The organism is Smaragdicoccus niigatensis DSM 44881 = NBRC 103563, assembly GCF_000380645.1.
Taxonomy (GTDB): Bacteria; Actinomycetota; Actinomycetes; order Mycobacteriales; family Mycobacteriaceae; genus Smaragdicoccus; species Smaragdicoccus niigatensis.
The window spans coordinates 44,563-64,168 of record NZ_AQXZ01000017.1; the positions used below are offsets into that span (position 1 = coordinate 44,563).

Here is a 19,606-nt window from a genome sequence, read left to right on the forward strand (position 1 = left end):
GGCTACTGGAAGTCAGATGCCTCGGTGATCGGAGAGACCTCGACCTCGATCTCGTCGAAGCACGCGGCGAATCGATCCGCCCATTCGATCGCTTCGTCCTTGGACTTCACATCGACGATGACAAAGCCGCCGATAACCTCTTTCGCCTCGGCGTACGGACCGTCGGTCACGGTGCGCTGGCCGTTCTTGTATTCGAGCTTCGTGCGGTGTTCCGGGTGCTTGAGGCCTTCGCCGGCGAGCATGACTCCGGCGGCCGTCATATCTGCCATCAGACCGCCCATCTTGGCCATGAATTCTGCCGGCGGCGGGTTGGTGCGGTCGTAGTAGGTATCCGTCTTGTGCCAGAGCATGTAGCGCGCCATTGGTCGATCCTTTCGTGTGTCGGCCTGGTTGTCAGGCACGTTCGACTACACGTCGAGCGAAGAACGTGGATTTCGACAGCCGCCGTCAAGATTTTTCTCGAGTCCTTGTCCGACAATCGAGGGCATGAAGAAGACCCGCTGGCATCTCCATCCCGGCGTCCGCACCGGCGACGATCTCACGGTGGGCGAGCGCACGGCTGATCTCGTTCGCAACGTCATGGGCTCGTGGCCGTTCGTGCTCGTCTTCATTTCGCTCATGGGTCTGTGGGCGGCTTTGAACGGCAACCACGGATTCGATCCCTATCCGTTCATCCTGCTTAACCTGTTTCTGTCGATGCTCGCCGGTCTGCAGGGCGCGATCCTGCTGATCGCCGCCAAGCGCGCGGACGCCATCAGCAGCGAAGTCGCGATGCACACGCTGGAGAACACAAACCAGCTGCGCGAACTCATCGAAGCCAACACGGCGCTCACGGCGACGGTCGAGCAGTTATCGCGGCGGATTCACGAACATATTTGTGGTCCCACCACTTAGTACTCGGTGTACGTCTGCCCTGGTGCCGAAGGCGGCGGTCCGCCTTGGTAGGGATTCGGGCCCATCGGCGGCTGGGGGTACGAGTACTGCCCGAAGGTTTGTTGGGCCTTTCGCTTCCGTACTGCTGCAAAGACGAACAAGGCGATCGCGATGACGATCGTCGCGATGACGGTCCCAATGATTCCGAAGATCATGCCGACCATCGACAGGACGTTTCCGCGCTCGCCGATGGCGTATCCCAGGCCGGCGTCCGCGGAGGTACAGGTCGCCGTGTACGTTCCCGGCGGTGTCGGATCGGTCGACTCGAGCGCGACCCACCACGAGTGCCCATTGATAGTGATCGTGGTGTTGCCGCCCGGTTGGTGGAGGGGGAGCGTTCGGCCGCTCGAATCGGTGAGCCCGCAGTCGATCTGGTAGCTAGGGTCGTCAACGAGGATCGTGACACCGTCGGAATCGAGGGTCGCCGTGATGGGTGAACCGACCAGACCGCTGGCGGCGGGCGCCGGGAACGCATCGATGACCTTGAAGATCAGGAAGGTGACGAGCGCGATCCCCGCGACGAGAACTCCGACACCGATGAGCCGTAACCGCATATGTCCAGTGTGAGGGAAACATGCAGACCTTGACCCAGTGGATTGCTGGCGGCACCTATCTGACGGACGGCTCGGGCCACGAGATCTTCGTGCGCCAGGACGGGCCGGCGGACGGCGCGCCCGTCACCCTCGTGCACGGATTCCCGACGAGTTCGCATGACTGGTTCGCCGTCGTCCCCGCACTCGCCGCAGCCGGGATGCGCGTGACGATGCTCGACCTGCTGGGTTTCGGCGCGAGCGACAAGCCAATCTCGCACAGCTACAAGCTCGTCGAACAGGCCGACCTCGTCGAACGGGTGTGGAAAGAGTTCGGCATCGACGACACCGCGCTGGTCTGCCACGACTATGGCGTCAGCGTCGGGCAGGAACTGCTCGCTCGTCAGCCCGGGCGCATAACGCGAATGGCCTGGCTCAACGGAGGTCTGTACCCGGACCTGCACCGCCCGATCCCGATCCAGAAGTTGCTGCATAGTCCGGTCGGCCGGGTGATCTCCCTGCTGTCGTCGGAGCGGATGTTCAAGATCTCGCTGCGTTCGATTCTCGGAAAGCCGGTGAGCGACGAGGTTCTGCACGAAATGTGGTCGGCGGTGAGCCTGGGCGGTGGACGTTTCGTGCAGTGGCAGCTGCTGCGGTACATCGATGAACGTCGCGAGCATGCGGAGCGCTGGCGGCGGGCGCTGGAGGAATATCCGGGTCCGGCCCTGTTCGTGTGGGGACCGGTCGATCCGATCAGCGGCGGGCACGTCCTCGAGCGACTGCGGGACCGCTTGCCTGGTGCTACGTTCGAAGTTCTTGACGGGACAGGGCATTACCCACAGATCGAGGCTCCGGAAGCAGTCTGTCGAGCTCTGTCCGGATTTCTCGCGCCCCGGCTATAGTTCGCCCTGTGAGCGAACTCGCAGATGAATTCACCCAGGCCCAGGAAGACGTCAAGCAGCTGTCGAAGCGGCCGGACAACGACAGCCTGCTGTTCTTGTACGCACACTTCAAGCAAGCCTCGGCGGGCAACGCCAGTGGTAAGCGCCCCGGCATGTTCGACGTCGTCGGCCGCGCGAAGTACGACGCGTGGGCGAAACTGTCCGGCACGTCGAGCGAGGACGCGATGACTGCCTATATCGGCAAGGTGCGCGAACTCCAGGCCGCAGACCAGTAATCAGACTCGGGAGTTTCGATGAATCGCGCAGTAAAGGTTGTGGCAGTCGTTGGAGTCGCGGCAGCCGTTGGCGGCGCCGTGGCGTGGAAGCTCGGCTTGATCGGCGCCAAGGAGCCGGCTGACGGGTTCGATGCCGACCTCGAGGGCGGCCTGATCATCGACGACTATTCCGAATACGACGACAACCCGGCGACGTACTCCGCGATGGTCGGCGTTGACGAGGACGAGGAAGACCTCGAGTTCGATACGTTGGTCGGCGTCGACGACGGTGTCGAAGAGGACGAGCCGGAAGAAGGCCCGCTGCTCGTCGATGAGTCGGAAGCCGACGAGCCGGTTGCTCTCGTGACGGGATCGCATCCGCCCCTCGAGGACGGCAGCGCGCCGGAAGGCTTCCCGATCAAGGGCAACGCGGACTCGATGAAGTACCACGTTCCGGGGTCCACCCACTACGAGCGGACCAAGGCTGAGGTCTGGTTTGCGACCGCCGAGGACGCCGAAGCGGCCGGGTACACCGCGCCCCGCGGACCCAAGAAGGCCAACGGGGTCCACTGATCGTTGTTTGAGGTCGACGCGCGGATTCCGGGTCGACACGGTCGAGCCGGCCGGATCCGGACTCCGCACGGAATCATCTCCACACCTGCTTTCATTCCGGTCGCCACGTCGGCGACCGTGAAGGCGGTCCTTCCAGAGGCCGTGAAAGCCGCTGGTGCGCAAGCTGTTCTGGCCAACGCGTATCACCTGTACCTGCAGCCTGGACCGGACATCGTCGAGGCCGCCGGCGGGCTTGGCGCGTTCATGAACTGGCCGGGACCGACCTTCACGGACAGCGGCGGCTTTCAGGTCATGTCGCTGGCTGCGGGGTTCGGCAAGAAGATCGCGATGGAGTCCGAGGCGGTGGTCGCCGGTCCTCGGTCGCCGGGCTTGGCCCGCGTCGACGACGATGGCGTCACCTTTCGGTCGCACCGCGATGGCTCGATGCATCGGTTCACGCCTGAGGTTTCGATGCGGGTGCAGCACCAGATCGGTGCCGACATCATCTTCGCGTTCGACGAACTCACCACCTTGGCCGACGGTCGCGCATATCAGGAGAGCTCGGTCGTCCGCACCCACGAATGGGCGCGACGCTGCGTGGTCGAACACCAGCGGCTGACCGCCGAGCGAGCGGGCCGGCCGTACCAGGCGTTGTTCGGCGTGGTGCAAGGCGCTCACTACGAGGATCTGCGGCGTCAGGCCAGCCGCGGACTGGCTGAGCTCGAGTTCGATGGTTTCGGTATCGGTGGGGCCCTCGAGAAGCACAACATGGGTGAAATCGTCGGCTGGTGCTGTGACGAGCTTCCCGCCGACAAACCGCGTCACATGCTCGGAATCAGTGAGCCGGAGGACGTCTTCACCGCCATCGAGAACGGCGCCGACACGTTCGACTGCGTGATGCCATCACGCGTCGCCCGGAACGGGCGCGTGTACACGCGAAATGGTCGATTCAGCGTCGTGCGGTCGCCAATGCGACGGGACTTTTCGCCGATCGAATCGGATTGCGACTGCTACACGTGCGCCCATTACACCCGCGCCTACCTGCACCACCTGTTCAAGGCGAAGGAGACGGTCGCCGGAACGTTGTGCACGATCCACAACGAACGCTTCACTCTGCGGCTTTTCGCCGATATCCGGGAGTCGATCCTGCACGGTCGGTTCGATGCGTTCCGCGCGGAATTCCTGGGTCAGTACGTGTAGGTCGGCTCGTTGGCCTTGATAAGGGCGATCACGCGGTACGTGATGGGCAGGACGATGACCTCAGCGAGCGTCTTCCATACGTATCCCACGACGACGTAGTTCACGAACCCGCTGAACGTGGAAATTCCGATGGCGGGCGCCGCGATGGCGCAAAAGGTGACGGTATCGGCCAATTCACCGACGACGGTCGAGCCGATGAGACGCACCCAGAGGAAGCGTTCGTTCGTGCGTGCCTTGATCCACACCAGGACATACGAGTTCAATAGCTGGCCGACGAGGTACCCGGCGACGCTGGCGCCGACGATCCACGGCACGGTGCCGACGACCGTCGAGAAAGCGTGCTGATTCTCGTACCACGACGCGGCGGGCAGCTTCACTGCGATCGCGAAGCAGGCGGTCGTCAGCAGCATGATCGCGAACCCCGTGAGGATCGCCCGGCGTGCGGCGACGAAGCCGTACACCTCAGTCAGGACGTCGCCCAGTATGTAGGCGAGTGGGAACAGAAAGAACGCGGCATCGAGGTTGAGCGGCAGGATCTGCACGGGCCCTAGCGAGAAATGATGTCCGCCAAAGAATTCGATGCCCTTGGTAGCGCAGACGTTCGAGATGATCAGCGTCGCGGTGAACAGCGCGACGATGATCGGGTAGAAGCTGCGTCCAACGGTCGCGAAATGCGGCTTCGGTTCAGTGGCAGTCTCGGTCACGAAATCCGATTATGGCCGCGTTGAGTCAGATTCGGGCATCCGACCCAGCATCGACGCCGAGGTAGTAGGTGGTCGCCACGTGAAGGTTGCCCGGCAGCGTCGCCCACCGCCCGTCGTCGCGCGTCGCTTCGAGCCCGTTGGCGCAGCGGTATCGGTCAGGGGTCACCGGCGAGCAGCGGATTCCGTTGTCGAGTTCGAGCGCGATCGGGACCGGTGTCGACGGCGCCATGAGAGCCGGGCCGTGGAGAGCATTCGGAAACTGGACGACGAAGCGCTTCTTCGGATCGAACGGTTCGGTCAGGCACAGGGTCCCAGGCATCGGTGTCACGAGCCAGCATGCGAGGGTGTGGTCCGAATTGGGGGAGCAGCCCGTTCCGACGCCGGCGTCGACCGCGTAGGGCGAGGGCTGGGCGGTGCTGCAGCTCATCGCCAGATTTCCGCGGATTGGTCGTACCTGCCATCCGTGGGCGAGCTTGCCGGAGCTGTCGACCGGACGAAGAACGACGACCGCAGTGCCGTCTCCGTGGGCGACTGCATTGGGTTGACCTGGTGAAACGTGCGCACAACTCGCGAGCGCAGACGCTACAAGGAACGCCGCGCCGGCTTTCGCGGGCCCGTGCATGCCGCCGATCGTAGGCCGAAGAAACGCCGGTGCACAGGATCGACGCGGCCAATTGGGACCTGCGTTTGGCGGCGAGAGTCCGTACCGTGGAGGTCGACGTTGCTGGTGACCAGTCGGAGGAATAGTGAGTTCGAGCGCCACGGTTTTCCAGGTTGACGACGATGGTTTGGACAACGCAGCATTCCTCGATGCAGTGCGACGTGTGGTGGTAGATCACGCGGCGTCCGACTCGGTCGTGACAATTGCGTTGATCCGGCACATCGACCATCTACTGCGGATGGACGGGATCACGACCGGCGACAAGATCATCGCGGAACGACGCGAGCAGTTCGAGACGGCGCTGCGAAGCGTGCTCTCGCACGTCGATTTCCCGACCGGTCCGAACACCGTGCAGTTCAAGGCGGTCATCGACAAGGGCAAGAAGAAGTAGTCGATTTCTGCCCGCGCGGGCTGCGCGCGGTTGTGGTGGACTGACGCCGTGAAAGTTCTCTTCACTGCTGTTGATGCGTGGGGTCATGTCAACCCGATGGTCCCGCTGGCCCGGGCGTTCGTTGCGCGTGGCGACGAGGTGATGTGGGGGAGCGGTGCAGCGTCGTGTGAGCGCCTCGCTCGCGACGGCTTCGCGGTTGCCCAATGCGGATTGTCGGAGCAGGAGTTCGCGGTTGGTCGCGGACGGATTCTCGCGAGTCTGGCGGAACTGCCGCCGCCCGAGCGGCCGAAGGTCGGATTCGGCAAGATCTTCGGTGGTCTTCTACCGGGCCCAATGCTGAATGACTTGTTGCCGGTTGTGCAGGATTGGAAGCCCGACCTGGTGATCTCGGAGCCCGCTGAGCTGGCGGCGCCGATCGCTGCGGCCCTCGTCGGCGCACGTTCGATCACCCACAGCTGGGGGATCGCGCTTCCGGAGCAACGCGTGAGTGATGCCAGTGATCTGGTGGCCGCGCTGTGGTCGGAGCATGGACTCGAGCCGCGACCGCTCGGTGGCAAATTCGATGAGCTGTACATCGACGTCTTCCCGCCGTCTCTGCCGCAGGGGCCGACGGGCCATTTCGGCGAAGTACAGCGCATGCGACTCGACGTCTTTGCCGGCGCCCCGCACGAGGACCTCGCGTGGCTCGACACGTCATCGGACGTGCCGCTGGTTTACGTCACGTTCGGAACGGTCTTCAATGACGTCGCGGCGGTGGGCCAGGCCGTCGAAGCGGTGCGTGACCTGCCGGTTCGAGTGGTCGTCACGACCGGACCGAACAACGATCCCAGCGTGATCGGCCCGCAGCCCGAGAACGTCTACGTCGCGCGCTATGTGCCTCAGGACCAACTCCTGCCGCACTGCGCCGCCGTGGTGTCGCACGGCGGTTCGGGAACCTTTCTCGCCTCACTCATCGCGGGTCTGCCGCAGCTGTGTCTGCCGCAGGGCGCCGACCAGTTCCTCAACGGCGAAGCCTGTGCGAAGTCGGGGACCGGCCTCGCGCTCGAGCCGGGGGAAGCGACCATCGAATCGATTCGAGCTGCAGTCAAGCGGTTGCTGACGGAGGATGCGTTCCGGCAGGCGGCCCGGCAGATCAGCACGGACATCGCGACGATGCCCTCGCCCGCTGACGTCGCGGAGATCCTCGCGCGCTAGCGATCCTGTTGCGAACCGATGACGGCCCGTCGGTCGGCTCGGTTCCGGTGCAGTTCCGGTGTTAGAAGTTGATCATGGCTCCACCAGTTCGGGTATCAACACTTGTCGGGGTCGCGTCCGCGCTCATGTTCGGCGGATCGATTCTGGCAATGCCCGACAAGGAACCGCAGGCGGTAGCAGCTCACGATGCTCCGATGACTACGGAGCCAACGTCGACATTGACGCCGATGCACTATCCGGCGATCACGTGGGAGCTACCGGGCGACCAATCGGCATCAGGTGCGGATTCTTCGGGGTCGCGGTCGACCGCAGCGCAAGGTTCGAGCGCCGATATCCCGGCCGGCGCGTCGGCTGGTGAGCGGGCTACCTACGTTGCGCTCGCGAGTCTGACTATCCAGGGGCGGGCACCGAAATCCGGCTACGACCGCGACCTGTTCGGTCAGGAATGGTCGGACGACGTCTCCGTCGAGGCTGGTCACAACGGGTGCGACACCCGTAACGACATCCTGCGACGCGACCTTTCCGACGTCGTCATCAAGCGCGGAAGCAACGGCTGCGCGGTGCTGACGGGAACGCTGCACGACCCCTACACAGGCGGAACGATCGATTTCGAGCGTGGTTCGAGTACGTCGTCGGCGGTCCAGATCGATCACGTTGTCTCGCTGTCCGACGCCTGGCAGAAGGGCGCTCAGCAGTGGGACTCGGCGAAGCGGCAGAATTTCGCCAACGATCCGCGCAATCTGCTTGCCGTCGACGGACCGACGAATCAGCAGAAGGGCGACGGCGACGCGGCGACCTGGCTTCCGCCGAACAAGTCCTTCCGCTGCACGATGGTCACGATGCAGATCCTGGTGAAATCCGACTATGGACTGTCGGTCACGCAGGCCGAGCACGACGCCATGAAGCGCGTTCTCGACGACTGCGACGGTACTCAGATGCCCGGACCGGTTCCCGGATTGATGAGCGAGCCAGCTCCGACCACAACCACAGTTGTTGCCCCACCGCCGCCGCCGACGACGACCGATGCGCCCGTGCTGCCCGACTCGGGCGGCGGCAACTCATCGTTCGCTTTCTACAAGAACTGTGCCGCAGCGAGGGCGGCTGGCGCGGCGCCGTTGCACCGGGGCGACCCGGGATATCGAGCGGCGCTGGACCGCGATGGAGACGGGGTGGCGTGTGAATAGCGATCGGGTGATCACCGTCGTTTGCTGGGTGGGAATCGGTGTCTTCGGGCTAGCGGCTTTGGGCGCGCTGGTGTCCGTCAACGTTTCCGGAATCCTGATGTGTCTGTCGCTCGCGGGCCTGTGCGCTTTTGTGCTGCTTCGGCGGGCCGAAAACGCTGCGCTTGCGCCCGCAGATGGGACGTCGGCGTCGGAATTCGAGACGCCGACCGTCCCACCCTCCATCCCCCTGATGGCTCCTAGTCAGACGCTCCCGGCGCGAGTCACGCAGAAGTGGCTGACCGCCAACGTTCCGCAGATGAATCAGTTTCAGGTTCCGTCGGTTCTCCACGAGTTGCGGTCACGTGGATGGACGGACGAGAAGATCCAGACCAAGGTTCTGCCGCTGATCCGCCACTGGTGAGACGCGTCAGAAGCGCGACGGAGTGTTCGCGTTGGCCTTGCGGTACAGGGTGAGTGCGCCGACGACGACCAGTCCGAGGATGACCAACGGGATGATGGACTTCACGATGGCGCTGATGAGGCCAATCGCCAACCACGCCAGGACGATCGCGCCCAGGACCTTCCAGAACATCGGTGTCTCCTTGCATTGTGCGGTGACTCCATAGTCCGGGTCGTGGGCACGAAAGTCATTAGCTGGGAAGTGAGTTCAGGGAAAGATCAGGGTGATCCCGGAGTCGTTCGAAGCACCCGGAGAGCGGCCGTGCGGGGCGCGGCGGGTCCATGGATCGCCGCACGATGCGCCTGATCAGGCGCTCGATCTGGAAAGTCATGGAGCCCAAGACCCAGCCGATGCACTGCGCGGCAACTCATGCAGCGCAGCGTCGGCCCTTGGCTAACTCGCCTCGATCGCATCCTTGATGCGCTGCGCCAGCGCCGGTGCTTCCTTGCGGGCGGCCTTCAGGGCGAGGGGAGCGATGAGCTTGCCGAAGCCGTGCCCTTCGAGCTCGTTGAAGATCGTCACGTTCGTGCCGCCGGCCGCCGGTTCGAGGTCGTAGCCGCCGCGCTTGGACGTCACGATGTTCTTCGAAATCTCCGTCCATCGAAATGACCGCGGCGGGTCGAACTCGGTGATCTCGATCTCCCGACTCGTCGTCATGCCGGCGTCTTTCACGGTGCTGACGAACACCGTGCCAACACCGACCGGACCGGCGGTCGCCTTCTCGATCTTCAGCACGCGTGGGCTGAACTTGGGGTCGTTGACTCCGGCCGCGAGGTAGTTGAAGACCTCCTCGATGGGCTTCGAAACGAATGCCGAACCTTCGAACTGACCTGCCACGTTGACCTCCGCTAGTTGCTCTTGGGAACCGGGAATTGAGTGCGCATCATGTAGTCCCACGCCTTGTCCGGCGTGAGTTGGCGTTGCAGGATCGACAGCGATGCCGACGGAGTGACCGTGTATCGCGCCTTCGGTCGCTTGGCGTCGATCGCCTTCCGGATGACCTTCGCCACCGATTCAGGTCCGCCGCCAACGAGTTTGGCCATGGGGCTGTTGTAGATGCCGGCGGTCACCTCTCCGACCTTTGCGTTGAACTCGGCATACGGCCCGTCGTTCAGGTTGTCCGTCGACGCGACCGCGGCGTGTGCGAATTCGGTCGTGATGAGGCCGGGCTCGATGAGCACGATCTGAATGCCGAAGCCTTGCACCTCGAAGCGCATAGCATCCGAGATGGCTTCGACCGCGTACTTCGTTGCGTGGTAGATGCCGCCACCGGGGAATGTGAGCTTTCCGCCCATCGAACCGATGTTGATGATCCGACCACTGCCGGCGCGGCGCATCCCGGGAAGCACGAGCTGACTCATGCGGATCAGACCGAAAACGTTCGTTTCGAACTGTTTCCGGATGTTGTCGAGCGGAATCGACTCGACGGCCCCCGATTGGGAGTAACCGGCGTTGTTGACGAGGACGCCGACGGACCCTTCCTCGTTCTCGACGGCTGCGACGGCGGCTCCCATCGACTCTTCGCTGTTGACGTCGAGCGCGAGCGTTCGGCAGCCTTGGTCGGCGAGTGCCTTCAGCGTTTCCGGGCGACGCGCGGTCGCGTAAACGGTGTGACCATGGGCGACCAGTTCACCAGCGGTCGCGGCACCGATACCGGTTGAGCAACCGGTGATGAGCACGGATGTCATGAGTCAAACCTATGCCGGTGCTCGCTCGATGCGCTTTGGAACGGCGTACTCGCCGTCGAGGGTGTGCCCAAAGAGCCCGACGAGGTAAGCGAAGGCGCTGGCGTTGCGGCCGAGGGCGTCCTTGTCGATGTTGTTAAGCGTGTCGCCAGGCTGGTGGTAGTTCGGATCAAACTCCTCGTCTGGCCTTCCGCCCCAGCCCCAGGCCTGTGCTTCTTCACCGGTCTTCAACCCATCGTCGCCGGCCGCGACCCCGCCGACGGGAATTCCGGCTTTGAGGAACGGCCCGTAATCGGAGCGACTGTTGAAGGGGAAGCCATCGACCGTGATTCCTTCGGCCCGAAAGCGGTCGGTGAAGGCGGCTCGGATCGACTCCGAACCCCTCGGCGCAGTGTCACTGCCGTCCGTGGCGTCGTTGTAAACGAAGTAGCCGGGGTTGGGTGAGGCGATCATGTCGGCGTTCAGCATCAGCGCGATGTCCAACTGCTCGTCGTGACTCAGCGACTTGACGTACTTCCCCGAACCGATGAGCCCGTCTTCCTCGGCGCTGAAGAACATGAATCGCACCGCATTCGTGAGATTCGGGTGCGGACCGAGCGCCAGCGCCGTCTCCAAAACCGTTGCCGACCCGGACCCGTTGTCGTTGATTCCCGGGCCCGCGCGAACGCTGTCGAGGTGTCCCCCCAGCACGACGACTTCGTGCGGATCGCCGGTCGTCGTTTGGGCGAAGACGTTGCGGGTCTTGATGACCTGCCGGGGCGCATCGACGATGAGTGTCACGTCGCCGGAGGTCGCGCGGAGTGTCTCCGCGTCCCGCTTCGCGAGCATGACGATGGGGAGAAGGTGCGGCTCTGCCTGGCCTCTCGCGGCGTCGTTCACGTCCTTGCTGTTCGCCACGAGCACGGCAAGTGCGCCGACGTCGTGGGCGACCGTTTCCTTCTGGCGAAAGGGACAGTCACCCCGGTCGACGAGGACGATGGTGCCGCGAACATCGACGCCCGCGTAGTCGTCCTCGGAGCAGCCCTTGAGACCGGGGGCGAGAGGTTGCACCCGCGCGGTGATGCCCGATGCTGTCGTGCCCATCGATCCTTGGAGGATTTGGGGCGAAATCGTGCGCCCGCCTGCGGTCATGGTCGCGGACTTGACGCGGATGAAGTCGTACTCGAATTCCTGAACCTGCACGTCGAAGCCGCGAGCTTTGAGCATGCCCTGGACGTAATCGGCGGAGCGGTCGTAGCCGGCGGTCCCGGCCGCACGATTGCCGTCGCTCACGTCGGCGATCCGCTGGAACTGCTCCAGGTGCTGCCACACCGCAGCCGTGTCGACGGCGGCGGCGAGAGCGGCGGGTTCGGAAGAGATCACCGGACGCTTCGCGAGATCCTCGAAGTTCCAGGTCAGACCCGTGGTCTTCGTGGGTGTTTGATGCGCAGGTTCGTTGTGCTGAGTGCAACCGCTCGCAAGCGCGGCAATCAGCACAGCAATCGCGCACAGAACTCGCGCCTGCATGGGGTTGAGACGGCCTAAGCCATCTCGTCCATCTGCGCGCCGACGTCGATGACCAGTCCGGCCTGCAGCTTCGGGTTCTCCAGCTCACGCCGGACTTCCTTGGCGACGGCCTTCTTGATCTCGCCCTCGAGGACTCCGCTGGTTTGCAGCAGCGTGGCCAGGATGCCGTCGGCCTCGAGGTTGACTTTCACCGACTTTGCGGAAGGGCGCTCGATCTCGATGACGACGAGAAGGGGGTTGGCAGCGCGTGCGGTGAGAGTCAGATTGACGCTGACCTTGCCCTTGTACTTGAGCTTCTGGCTCGCGTCGATCTTGCCGCCCAGAATGTTGAGGTCGGGCAGGAGGCCGCCGAGGGTCAGCTTGACCCGCTGCGGAGCGACGTCGATCGTCAGGTCGAGGTCGATCGGGATGCCGATCGAGAAGGTGATGTTGTCGCCGCGCGCTCGGCGAATCGTCGGTTCGCCGGTGCGGGTCGCGGCCGTGACTTTGACCATTCCCATCGGGTCGGCAGGCATCGGGCCGATGGTGGATTCCTCGCCGGCCATCTCCGAGAACTGCGCCTGGATGCGTTCGGCGCTGACCGCATGCTCGAAGAACTTCTGGCCGAACTCGGCATAGGAGATGAACTGGAACTTCGTCGGGGCAGGGTTAGTGCTCATCGAGCTGTCCTCTCATTGGCGACGAAAATGTCCGTCCTGCAAGCAATTATCCAGAGCTACGCGCGCCAGGTAGGGATTCTCCTCATTCCGTCGACCGAGCCCAGCCAGTGGTAAGCCCACGCCGCAACCCGGCCCGTGGTGACCACTTCGACTCGTTTGTACAACCCGCTACTGACATCTTCGAAGTCGTCGAGTGCGCCGAGGGCCCGGTCGAGCCGTGCCGGATCAAGTGGCACAACGAATCCCGGGATGGACCCGGCTGCGCCGACGACCGCAGCCGGGTACCCGAGGTGGGTGTCGAATAGCCTTCCTTCGATCGAGTCCGGTGCGGGGGTGCCGGTCGACCACCGAGCAAGCACTTCCCAATTGATCGCGCCCGGCATGAGCGTGCCGTAGACGAACAACCGGGGGATCACGCCCTTCATGCTGCCTCGTCACCATCGAGAACTTCATGCATCTGCGAAGTGGCAACGCCGTGGTGGAAGTGGTCGCGCATCCAGCCTGCAGATGGAACGATCCGAACTTGTCGGTGGTCTGGTCCACAATGGGCGTCGCGGGTTGGAAGGAGCACAGTGGTGCTGACAGATAAGGAGCGCCAGGTCCGGGCGCTCGATCTTCTCGGCGCTGCGCTGAAACCGATCGTCGACGGGCGGATGGCTGCGGCCGCGCCGGCCGGGCAGCCGTGGCTGCCGCTGTACGAGGCCAAGGAAGCGACCCGGCGTGGGCACCGCTACACCGCGGATCTCGAGGATCCGCGCATGTTGCTACAGATCCTGTTCTTCGAGAACCGCGTCTTTACCGACCTCAACTCGCTGCAACGGACGTACACCAAAGAAATCCTGACCGCGGCGAACACCGCGGCACACACGATGAGCCGCGGGAAGCGGGAAGTCGACCGCGCAATCGACACGATGATCCTGCTGGCGGAGTCGCTTCAACTGGATGAAGCGGCAAATCGCATGCGGGAGCTGATCGAGCGCGAGCCGGAGGTCGCGACGGTATCCGCGGCCAAGGCCGCGACCCCACTTCGGCTCGACGTCGATCTGCCGCGTGGGATTCGGGCTCTCGCTGTTCGCGTCGACGGCGTGGAGGTGACGGTGCTCTACCGCGAGGCGGTCAACCTCGCACTTGCGCATAACTCCGTGTCACCGGTGACGGGGGTGATGGTCGTGAACCCAGGGTCGCAACGGGTAACGGTCGAGTCGCTCGAACTGTCCATCGAGACACCCGCGATGGTCACGGCCGAGCGGGTGGCAGCACCGCTCACCATCGAGATCGGCGCGGTCGAGCCGCGCGCCACGCTCGACGTTCCGTCCGTGCAGCTGCGCTGGCGGATCGATCCGAATGTGTTCGCCGCGCTCGACGAAGCCGTCACCACCGAGCTGACGCTGACGGTGAAGACCGCATCTGGCGCGTACACCGCGTCGGACGACATTCGGCTTCTCACCGCCGACGAGTGGTGGGCCCGCGGCATCCCGGAATCGCTCGCCGCGTTTGTCCGGCCCAACTCGAGTTCGATCGCGGGCCTGCTCAAGACCGCATCGGACCTGCTGAGGCGCCGCACGGGGAACCCATCGCTGGATGGCTACCAGCGTGGTCCCGATCGCGCGCATCGCATCGTCGAAGCGATCTACGACGCAATGTCGGCGCTGAACATCACCTACGTGGAGCCGCCGGCGTCGTTCGAAGGCACCGGTCAGCGCGTGCGTCGGCACCGCGACGTTCTCGAGGAACGAACCGGGACGTGCCTCGATCTGGCGTGTACCTTCGCCGCGGCGATGGAGCAGGCTGGGATTCACCCCGTTGTCGTCATCGGCGAAGGTCATGCCTTTGTCGGCTACCTGACTGCGGATGAGCAGTTGCCCGCAGTCGTCATCGACGATCTCGGACGCCTCCAGACGATCGTTGACTCGAACCTCTTCGATGCCTTCGAGGCGACGGCCGTCTGCGCTGGCCCGGGCCACCTGGGGTTTGATGACGCACGCGCAGAGGTGCGGCACTGGTGGCGCGAGGACCTGCACAAACTCCGCTACTTGCTCGATGTCCGGGCTGCGCACAGTCGAGTCCGACCACTGCCCACGATCCGCATGGAAGGCGATACCCGGGTTATCGAAGTTGCGCCGCATCAGCCGGCCGCAGTGGCCCGGCGTGCGCCGGGGCAGGCCGTCCCCGGGCCGGCCAGCGTGGTCCCACCGCGGATCGATCGGTGGAAGCGTGCCCTCCTCGATATGACGTATGCGAATGCGCTGCTCAAGTTGAAGGCGGCGTCCTGCGTCCCGATCCATGTTCCGTCCGGTGCGTTGGGTGGTTTCGAAGACGGAATCGCCGGGGATCAGAAGTTCGAGCTGCAGCCGCACGACGTGCTGAGCGCGATTCATCTTGCGCAGGGTGCTCGCACTGCCGCCGATGTCGATGCGCAAACGCTGTCGGCCGTGCTGCTGAGCGAGCACACGGCCTACGTTGCGGTTGCTGAGAAGGACTATCACCGCCGGATTCTGTCGATCGCGCGACGCGCGAAGACGGCTCTTGAAGAGACCGGCACGTCGAGTCTCTATCTGGCCTTCGGCACGCTGGAGTGGAGTGAGCGGGCCCAGCAGGGCAAGGCGCCGCTCTACCTTGTGCCCGTCAAACTGCTTGGCGGAAAAGGTAATACAGCGTTCGCAATCCAACTCGACCCGACGCGAGATCTCGAACCGAATTACTGCCTGATCGAGAAGCTGCGGGTCTCGTGGGGCATCGAGATTCCGGAGCTTCTCAACCCCCGCGAAGACCATTCGGGGATCGACCTGCCGGCTGCGCTGGAGGCGGTTCGTGCGTCGATCCTCCGTAAGCGGGTCGAGGGATTCCATGTGCAGGAGACCGCGCATCTTGCACTTCTGCAGTTCTCCACTTTGCAGCTCTGGCAGGACCTGTCGAACAACTGGCAGTCCTTCTTGGCCCGGCCGACCGTTCGGCACCTCGTCCATTCCGCAGGCAGCGGGTTCGACGACTCGATCGAGCCACCCGATGCTGACCCGAGTGCCGAGGCGACGACATACCTGCCGATCCCCGCCGACGGTTCGCAGCTCGAGGCGATCCGGTGGGCATCTGCGGGAAAGTCCTTTGTCTTGGAAGGGCCACCCGGAACCGGCAAGTCGCAGACCATCACCAACCTCATAGCGAACGGCTTGGCGGAGGGCAAGCGCGTCCTGTTCGTGGCCGAGAAGGCTGCCGCGCTCGACATCGTGAAGGGGCGTTTGGCAAGCGTCGGCCTCGACGCATTCAGCCTCGACCTGCATGGCCCCAACCAGACGGTCACCGCCGTTCGCCAGCAGTTGCAGGACGCACTCGACCATTCGATCGCGCCCACTCCGGCGTTCGACCAGCTGCGACGGAACTATCAGGGCCTCGTCGCGGGTTTGGCTCGTTATCCCGGCCAGCTGCACGAAGTCGGCCCAATCGAGATGTCGGCGTGGGACGCCCGGCAGATCATCCTCGAACTCGAGGAGATGGGTCCGACATCCGCGGCTGACGTTCCTCGATCGGTCGTCCTGGGGGCGGCTCCGATTGAAGAGGTCTACGACATCGCTAGTCGGCTGGGGGAGAGCCTGCTCGATCTCGGCGTGAAGCCGGTGCAGGCGCACTGGCGGCTGGCTGGACCGATCGACGTCGACACCATTGATCGGTCGGCTCTGCAGGCAAAGGTCAGCGCAGTTGCGACCGCACGTCGGTCGGTCACGGACCCCAGCGTGATGTCGCTGTTGTCGTTCTGCCGGACACTCGACCAGCTCGATGCGGTGGCGTCGTGGCTCGGCGCGGCCAGCTACGGAGTGGCGCATCCCGCCGCCGACGCAGCATCGATCTGTACGCCACAGTGGGAGCAGGCGGCCGACCACACCGTGCGCCGAATTGAACAGTTCACATCGCATTTCACCCCGGTGTTGCGCAATTTCTCGCCAGAGGTACTCGGCGTCGATCTCGACGGACTGCTTCGTTGGTCCGAGGAAACGGACGGAAGGCTACTGGGAAAGAAGAAGCGCCGGCTCGCGATCGTCGCCGAGATCCAGGCCTTCATCGACGGCCCGCAGCAGTTCCCGCTCGACCAGCTGACGTCGGTGCTGCGCGAACTCACCGGAATTCGTCAGGGTATTGCGCAGCTCAACCAAGAGGTCTCGCAGCTGCCCGGGGTGCAGGTGCTTCCGGGTTGGAACCCCCTCGATCGGCTGGAGGCGCGGTACGTCCACGCTCAAGTCGCCGGGCTTCGGGCTTCGGCGGCGCTCCATCGGGCATCGAGCGGTGCCATCGACACGGCGACGGCAGACATCCTTCGGTTGCGGTCGCCGCAGGTCCTCGGGTCGGCTCCGGCGCTCAGTGCGTTCGCCGTGGCATGGCGAGACCTGTTGTCCGCGCTGGCTTCTCAACCAGCAGACGTCGAGTTTTGGCTACAGGACCGGTCGCTGCTTCCCGCCATTGACGAGGATCTGCCGTCGTGGACTGCGGACGGCGCGGGCGCGGCGTTCGTGCGTCTGCGGCGCTGGGGTCGGGTCCGGTCTGGTGTGGAGAATGCGAACCGGGTGGGGCTTGGTGCGTTGGAGGAATCGGTTCGATCCGGTGCGCTGACGGGCGACGAACTCGAACGCCAAGTTCGGTTGGGTATCGCCAAAGCAGTGCTCTCGGAGCGCCTTGATTCGACCGGCTTGGCGGGCTTTGACGACTCTGAGCGTGGGCACCAGATCGATCGGTTCATCAAGACTGGTCTCGATGTCCGAAGGCGGATGGTCACCGAGCTTCCGGCGCGGCTCGTTCAGCGCCGGACGTTCGATTCCCGAGGTTCGCGGGGGCGGATCGGCGACCTTCGTCAGCAACTCGGGCGACGCCGCGGTGGCCTGAGTATTCGGCAGCTGCTGCACCGATTCCCGGACATCATTCCGCAGGTCACTCCATGTTTCCTGATGAGTCCGGGGTCGGTTGCGCGGTTCTTGCCCGCGGAGATGGAGTTCGACCTCGTCGTCTTCGACGAGGCCTCGCAGATCCGGGTTCCGCAGGCGATCTGTGCGATGGGCCGCGGGAAATCCGTGGTGATCGTCGGCGACTCGAAGCAGATGCCCCCGACGTCGATGTTCTCGGCGACATCGACCGACGAGGACGAGGAGATCGAGGCGCAGGACGGTCTGCCGGTTCCGGTCGACCTCGAGTCCGTGCTGTCGGAGGCCGTGGAGTCGGGCTTTCCGTCTCGGCTGCTGTCTTGGCATTACCGGAGCCGCGACGAGTCGCTCATCGCGTTCTCGAACCAGTACTACTACGACGGTCGGCTGTCGAGCTTTCCGATGCCGCCTGATGTGGGCGGACAGGGCCTTCGGCTTGTCCGCGTCGACGGCGAGTGGGAAGGCGGAGGACGCGGGGCTGCACGAGTCAATCGCGCGGAGGCCAAGGCGGTGGTCGAGGAGATACACCGGATTCTCGACGAAGACCCCGATCACACCATCGGCGTCGTGACGTTCAACAGCCAGCAGCAGACACTGGTCCTCGACATGCTCGAAGCCGACGGTGACTCTCGAGTCCGCGATGCGCTCGAACGTGACGACGAACCGTTGTTCGTGAAGAACTTGGAGAATGTCCAAGGTGACGAGCGGGACGTCATCCTGTTCACCCTCGCGTTCTCGAAGGATTCGAAGGGACGCGTGCCACTGAACTGGGGTCCGCTGACGCGAGCTGGTGGTGAGCGGCGTCTCAACGTTGCCGTCACCCGTGCGAAGAGGCAGGTCGCGATCTTCAGTTCGTTCGATCCGCACGAATTGGACCTCGGCGGGTCGTCGTCGAAGGGTCTCGCGGATCTCAAGGACTACCTGCTGCTCGCGCGGAATGGTGTTGCGCACGTTGGGCTTCGGAGACCCTCGACGCTCGACCGCCATCTCGAGGAGATCGCAAACCGTCTGCGTCTGGCCGGACTCGAAGTGGCGACCAAGGTCGGACTTTCCGACTTCACAGTCGACCTCGCCGTTCGCTCGGGGGACCAGCCGTGGATTGCGGTTCTGCTAGACGGCCCCGAATGGGCGCAGCGCGCGACGGTCGGCGACCGGGAGAGTCTGCCGTCGGCCGTCCTGACCGGAGCGATGGGATGGCCTCAGGTCGTCCGGATCTGGCTGCCGACTTGGGTGCGGGACAGCGACTCAGTGGTCGACGCGGTGCGGCAGGCGGCGGTGTCGGGCGTGGCTCCCGCGACGGTTGCCGCTGAACCTGAGGTGGTCGCCGAACCCGAGGTGGTCGACGAGCCGGCGCCTGTTCTGGTGCGCGAAGAGACCGTTGTCTCGAATGTGTTCGTTCCCGCCGACGATCGCCCTCGATACGATCCGGCAGGTCTTGAGATCCCGGCGATGGTCGCCGCCGAGGCGGTGAAGGTCGTCGAAGAAGAAGGGCCGATCATGGCCGACCGGTTGATCAAGATCGTGGCCTCACGGTTCGACCTCGGACGCGTGCGCGAAGGTCGCTGGTTGCAGATTCGGAACCACTTTCCACCGGGCTTGCTCAAGAAGGCGCCGAACAACGAGTTCGTCGCGTGGCCGGCTTCCGCAGACCCCGCGCAATATCTCGACTACCGGACGGGCAAGCGCGACATCCTCGAGGTGCCGTACCACGAGTTGCGAAATGCGCTGGTCGCCGCAGTTCGATCGGCGCATGGGCTCAGCCGGGAGGATGCGCTCCGCGAGACGGCGAAGGCGTTCGAGGGAACGCGGTTGGCCTCCAAGGTTCGACCGCGACTCGAGGGAGTCATCATGGCCGCGGAGCGGGAGGGCGTCATTGTCGATCGCGAAGGGCTGATTCTGGAGCCGTAG

Annotated in this window: 20 protein-coding genes; 10 read left to right on the plus strand and 10 right to left on the minus strand. The window is 64.3% G+C overall.

Annotated features, from left to right (window positions below; translation table 11 throughout):
• Positions 1 to 2: 2 nt before the first annotated feature.
• Positions 3 to 362: a YciI family protein gene (locus F600_RS0112840; RefSeq protein ID WP_018161027.1), complete on the minus strand. Its 360-nt coding sequence runs from the start codon at positions 360 to 362 to the stop codon at positions 3 to 5.
• Positions 363 to 486: 124 nt separating this feature from the next.
• Between F600_RS0112840 and F600_RS0112845 the strand changes: the two genes are divergently transcribed.
• Complete coding sequence (locus F600_RS0112845; protein WP_018161028.1) at positions 487 to 894, plus strand: DUF1003 domain-containing protein; 408 nt, start codon at positions 487 to 489, stop codon at positions 892 to 894.
• Here F600_RS0112845 and F600_RS0112850 read toward each other — a convergent pair.
• Positions 891 to 1,487, minus strand: coding sequence for a hypothetical protein (locus tag F600_RS0112850; protein ID WP_018161029.1), 597 nt, complete (start codon positions 1,485 to 1,487; stop codon positions 891 to 893). The two genes, F600_RS0112845 and F600_RS0112850, sit on opposite strands and share 4 nt — an antisense overlap.
• Positions 1,488 to 1,507: 20 nt before the next feature.
• On the opposite strand from F600_RS0112850, the gene F600_RS0112855 reads away from it, so the two are divergent.
• The 4 genes from F600_RS0112855 to tgt are packed head-to-tail and all read left to right on the plus strand — an operon-like array spanning position 1,508 to position 4,371.
• The gene (locus F600_RS0112855; protein WP_018161030.1) at positions 1,508 to 2,365 is read left to right on the plus strand and encodes an alpha/beta fold hydrolase; all 858 of its coding nucleotides are present in this window, start codon (positions 1,508 to 1,510) and stop codon (positions 2,363 to 2,365) included.
• 8 nt (positions 2,366 to 2,373) lie between these two features.
• Positions 2,374 to 2,640, plus strand: a complete 267-nt coding sequence (locus F600_RS0112860; protein WP_018161031.1) for an acyl-CoA-binding protein — start codon at positions 2,374 to 2,376, stop codon at positions 2,638 to 2,640.
• Positions 2,641 to 2,658: 18 nt separating this feature from the next.
• Complete coding sequence (locus F600_RS32150; RefSeq protein ID WP_211220068.1) at positions 2,659 to 3,192, plus strand: sunset domain-containing protein; 534 nt, start codon at positions 2,659 to 2,661, stop codon at positions 3,190 to 3,192.
• Between the two features lie 3 nt (positions 3,193 to 3,195).
• Entirely contained in the window at positions 3,196 to 4,371 is a 1,176-nt protein-coding gene (tgt, locus tag F600_RS0112870; protein WP_018161033.1) for a tRNA guanosine(34) transglycosylase Tgt, read from the plus strand.
• Here tgt and F600_RS0112875 read toward each other — a convergent pair.
• Together F600_RS0112875 and F600_RS0112880 are read right to left on the minus strand one after the other, a co-directional pair.
• On the minus strand, positions 4,359 to 5,075 hold the full coding sequence (locus F600_RS0112875) for a queuosine precursor transporter (protein WP_018161034.1): 717 nt from the start codon (positions 5,073 to 5,075) through the stop codon (positions 4,359 to 4,361). The genes tgt and F600_RS0112875 overlap by 13 nt on opposite strands.
• Positions 5,076 to 5,100: 25 nt before the next feature.
• Complete coding sequence (locus F600_RS0112880; protein ID WP_018161035.1) at positions 5,101 to 5,697, minus strand: hypothetical protein; 597 nt, start codon at positions 5,695 to 5,697, stop codon at positions 5,101 to 5,103.
• 124 nt (positions 5,698 to 5,821) lie between these two features.
• Here F600_RS0112880 and F600_RS0112890 point away from each other — a divergent pair, with 124 nt between their 5' ends.
• The 4 genes from F600_RS0112890 (at position 5,822) to F600_RS0112905 (ending at position 8,905) form a co-directional block, all read left to right on the plus strand.
• Positions 5,822 to 6,127: a hypothetical protein gene (locus tag F600_RS0112890; RefSeq protein ID WP_018161037.1), complete on the plus strand. Its 306-nt coding sequence runs from the start codon at positions 5,822 to 5,824 to the stop codon at positions 6,125 to 6,127.
• A 48-nt stretch (positions 6,128 to 6,175) separates the two neighbouring features.
• A complete protein-coding gene (locus F600_RS0112895; RefSeq protein ID WP_156024574.1) occupies positions 6,176 to 7,321 on the plus strand; it encodes a glycosyltransferase in 1,146 nt (381 codons plus the stop codon).
• 74 nt (positions 7,322 to 7,395) lie between these two features.
• Complete coding sequence (locus F600_RS0112900; RefSeq protein ID WP_370670693.1) at positions 7,396 to 8,505, plus strand: GmrSD restriction endonuclease domain-containing protein; 1,110 nt, start codon at positions 7,396 to 7,398, stop codon at positions 8,503 to 8,505.
• On the plus strand, positions 8,498 to 8,905 hold the full coding sequence (locus F600_RS0112905; protein WP_018161040.1) for a hypothetical protein: 408 nt from the start codon (positions 8,498 to 8,500) through the stop codon (positions 8,903 to 8,905). The genes F600_RS0112900 and F600_RS0112905 overlap by 8 nt, the downstream gene beginning before the upstream one ends.
• 6 nt (positions 8,906 to 8,911) lie before the next feature.
• On the opposite strand, the gene F600_RS31625 is transcribed toward F600_RS0112905, so the two are convergent.
• From F600_RS31625 to F600_RS0112935, 6 genes are all read right to left on the minus strand, one after another.
• Positions 8,912 to 9,076, minus strand: coding sequence for a hypothetical protein (locus tag F600_RS31625; RefSeq protein ID WP_018161041.1), 165 nt, complete (start codon positions 9,074 to 9,076; stop codon positions 8,912 to 8,914).
• Positions 9,077 to 9,337: 261 nt separating this feature from the next.
• Positions 9,338 to 9,781 carry an SRPBCC family protein gene (locus tag F600_RS0112915; RefSeq protein ID WP_018161042.1) on the minus strand — a complete coding sequence of 148 codons (444 nt, stop codon included), beginning with the start codon at positions 9,779 to 9,781 and terminating at the stop codon, positions 9,338 to 9,340.
• 11 nt (positions 9,782 to 9,792) lie between these two features.
• Positions 9,793 to 10,632, minus strand: coding sequence for an SDR family NAD(P)-dependent oxidoreductase (locus F600_RS0112920; RefSeq protein WP_018161043.1), 840 nt, complete (start codon positions 10,630 to 10,632; stop codon positions 9,793 to 9,795).
• Positions 10,633 to 10,641: 9 nt separating this feature from the next.
• Complete coding sequence (locus tag F600_RS28040; protein WP_018161044.1) at positions 10,642 to 12,135, minus strand: M28 family peptidase; 1,494 nt, start codon at positions 12,133 to 12,135, stop codon at positions 10,642 to 10,644.
• A gap of 14 nt (positions 12,136 to 12,149) precedes the next feature.
• Positions 12,150 to 12,794, minus strand: coding sequence for a hypothetical protein (locus tag F600_RS30365; protein WP_018161045.1), 645 nt, complete (start codon positions 12,792 to 12,794; stop codon positions 12,150 to 12,152).
• A 56-nt stretch (positions 12,795 to 12,850) separates the two neighbouring features.
• The gene (locus F600_RS0112935; RefSeq protein ID WP_018161046.1) at positions 12,851 to 13,219 is read right to left on the minus strand and encodes a gamma-glutamylcyclotransferase family protein; all 369 of its coding nucleotides are present in this window, start codon (positions 13,217 to 13,219) and stop codon (positions 12,851 to 12,853) included.
• 150 nt (positions 13,220 to 13,369) lie between these two features.
• Between F600_RS0112935 and F600_RS0112940 the strand changes: the two genes are divergently transcribed.
• Entirely contained in the window at positions 13,370 to 19,606 is a 6,237-nt protein-coding gene (locus F600_RS0112940) for a DUF4011 domain-containing protein (RefSeq protein WP_018161047.1), read from the plus strand.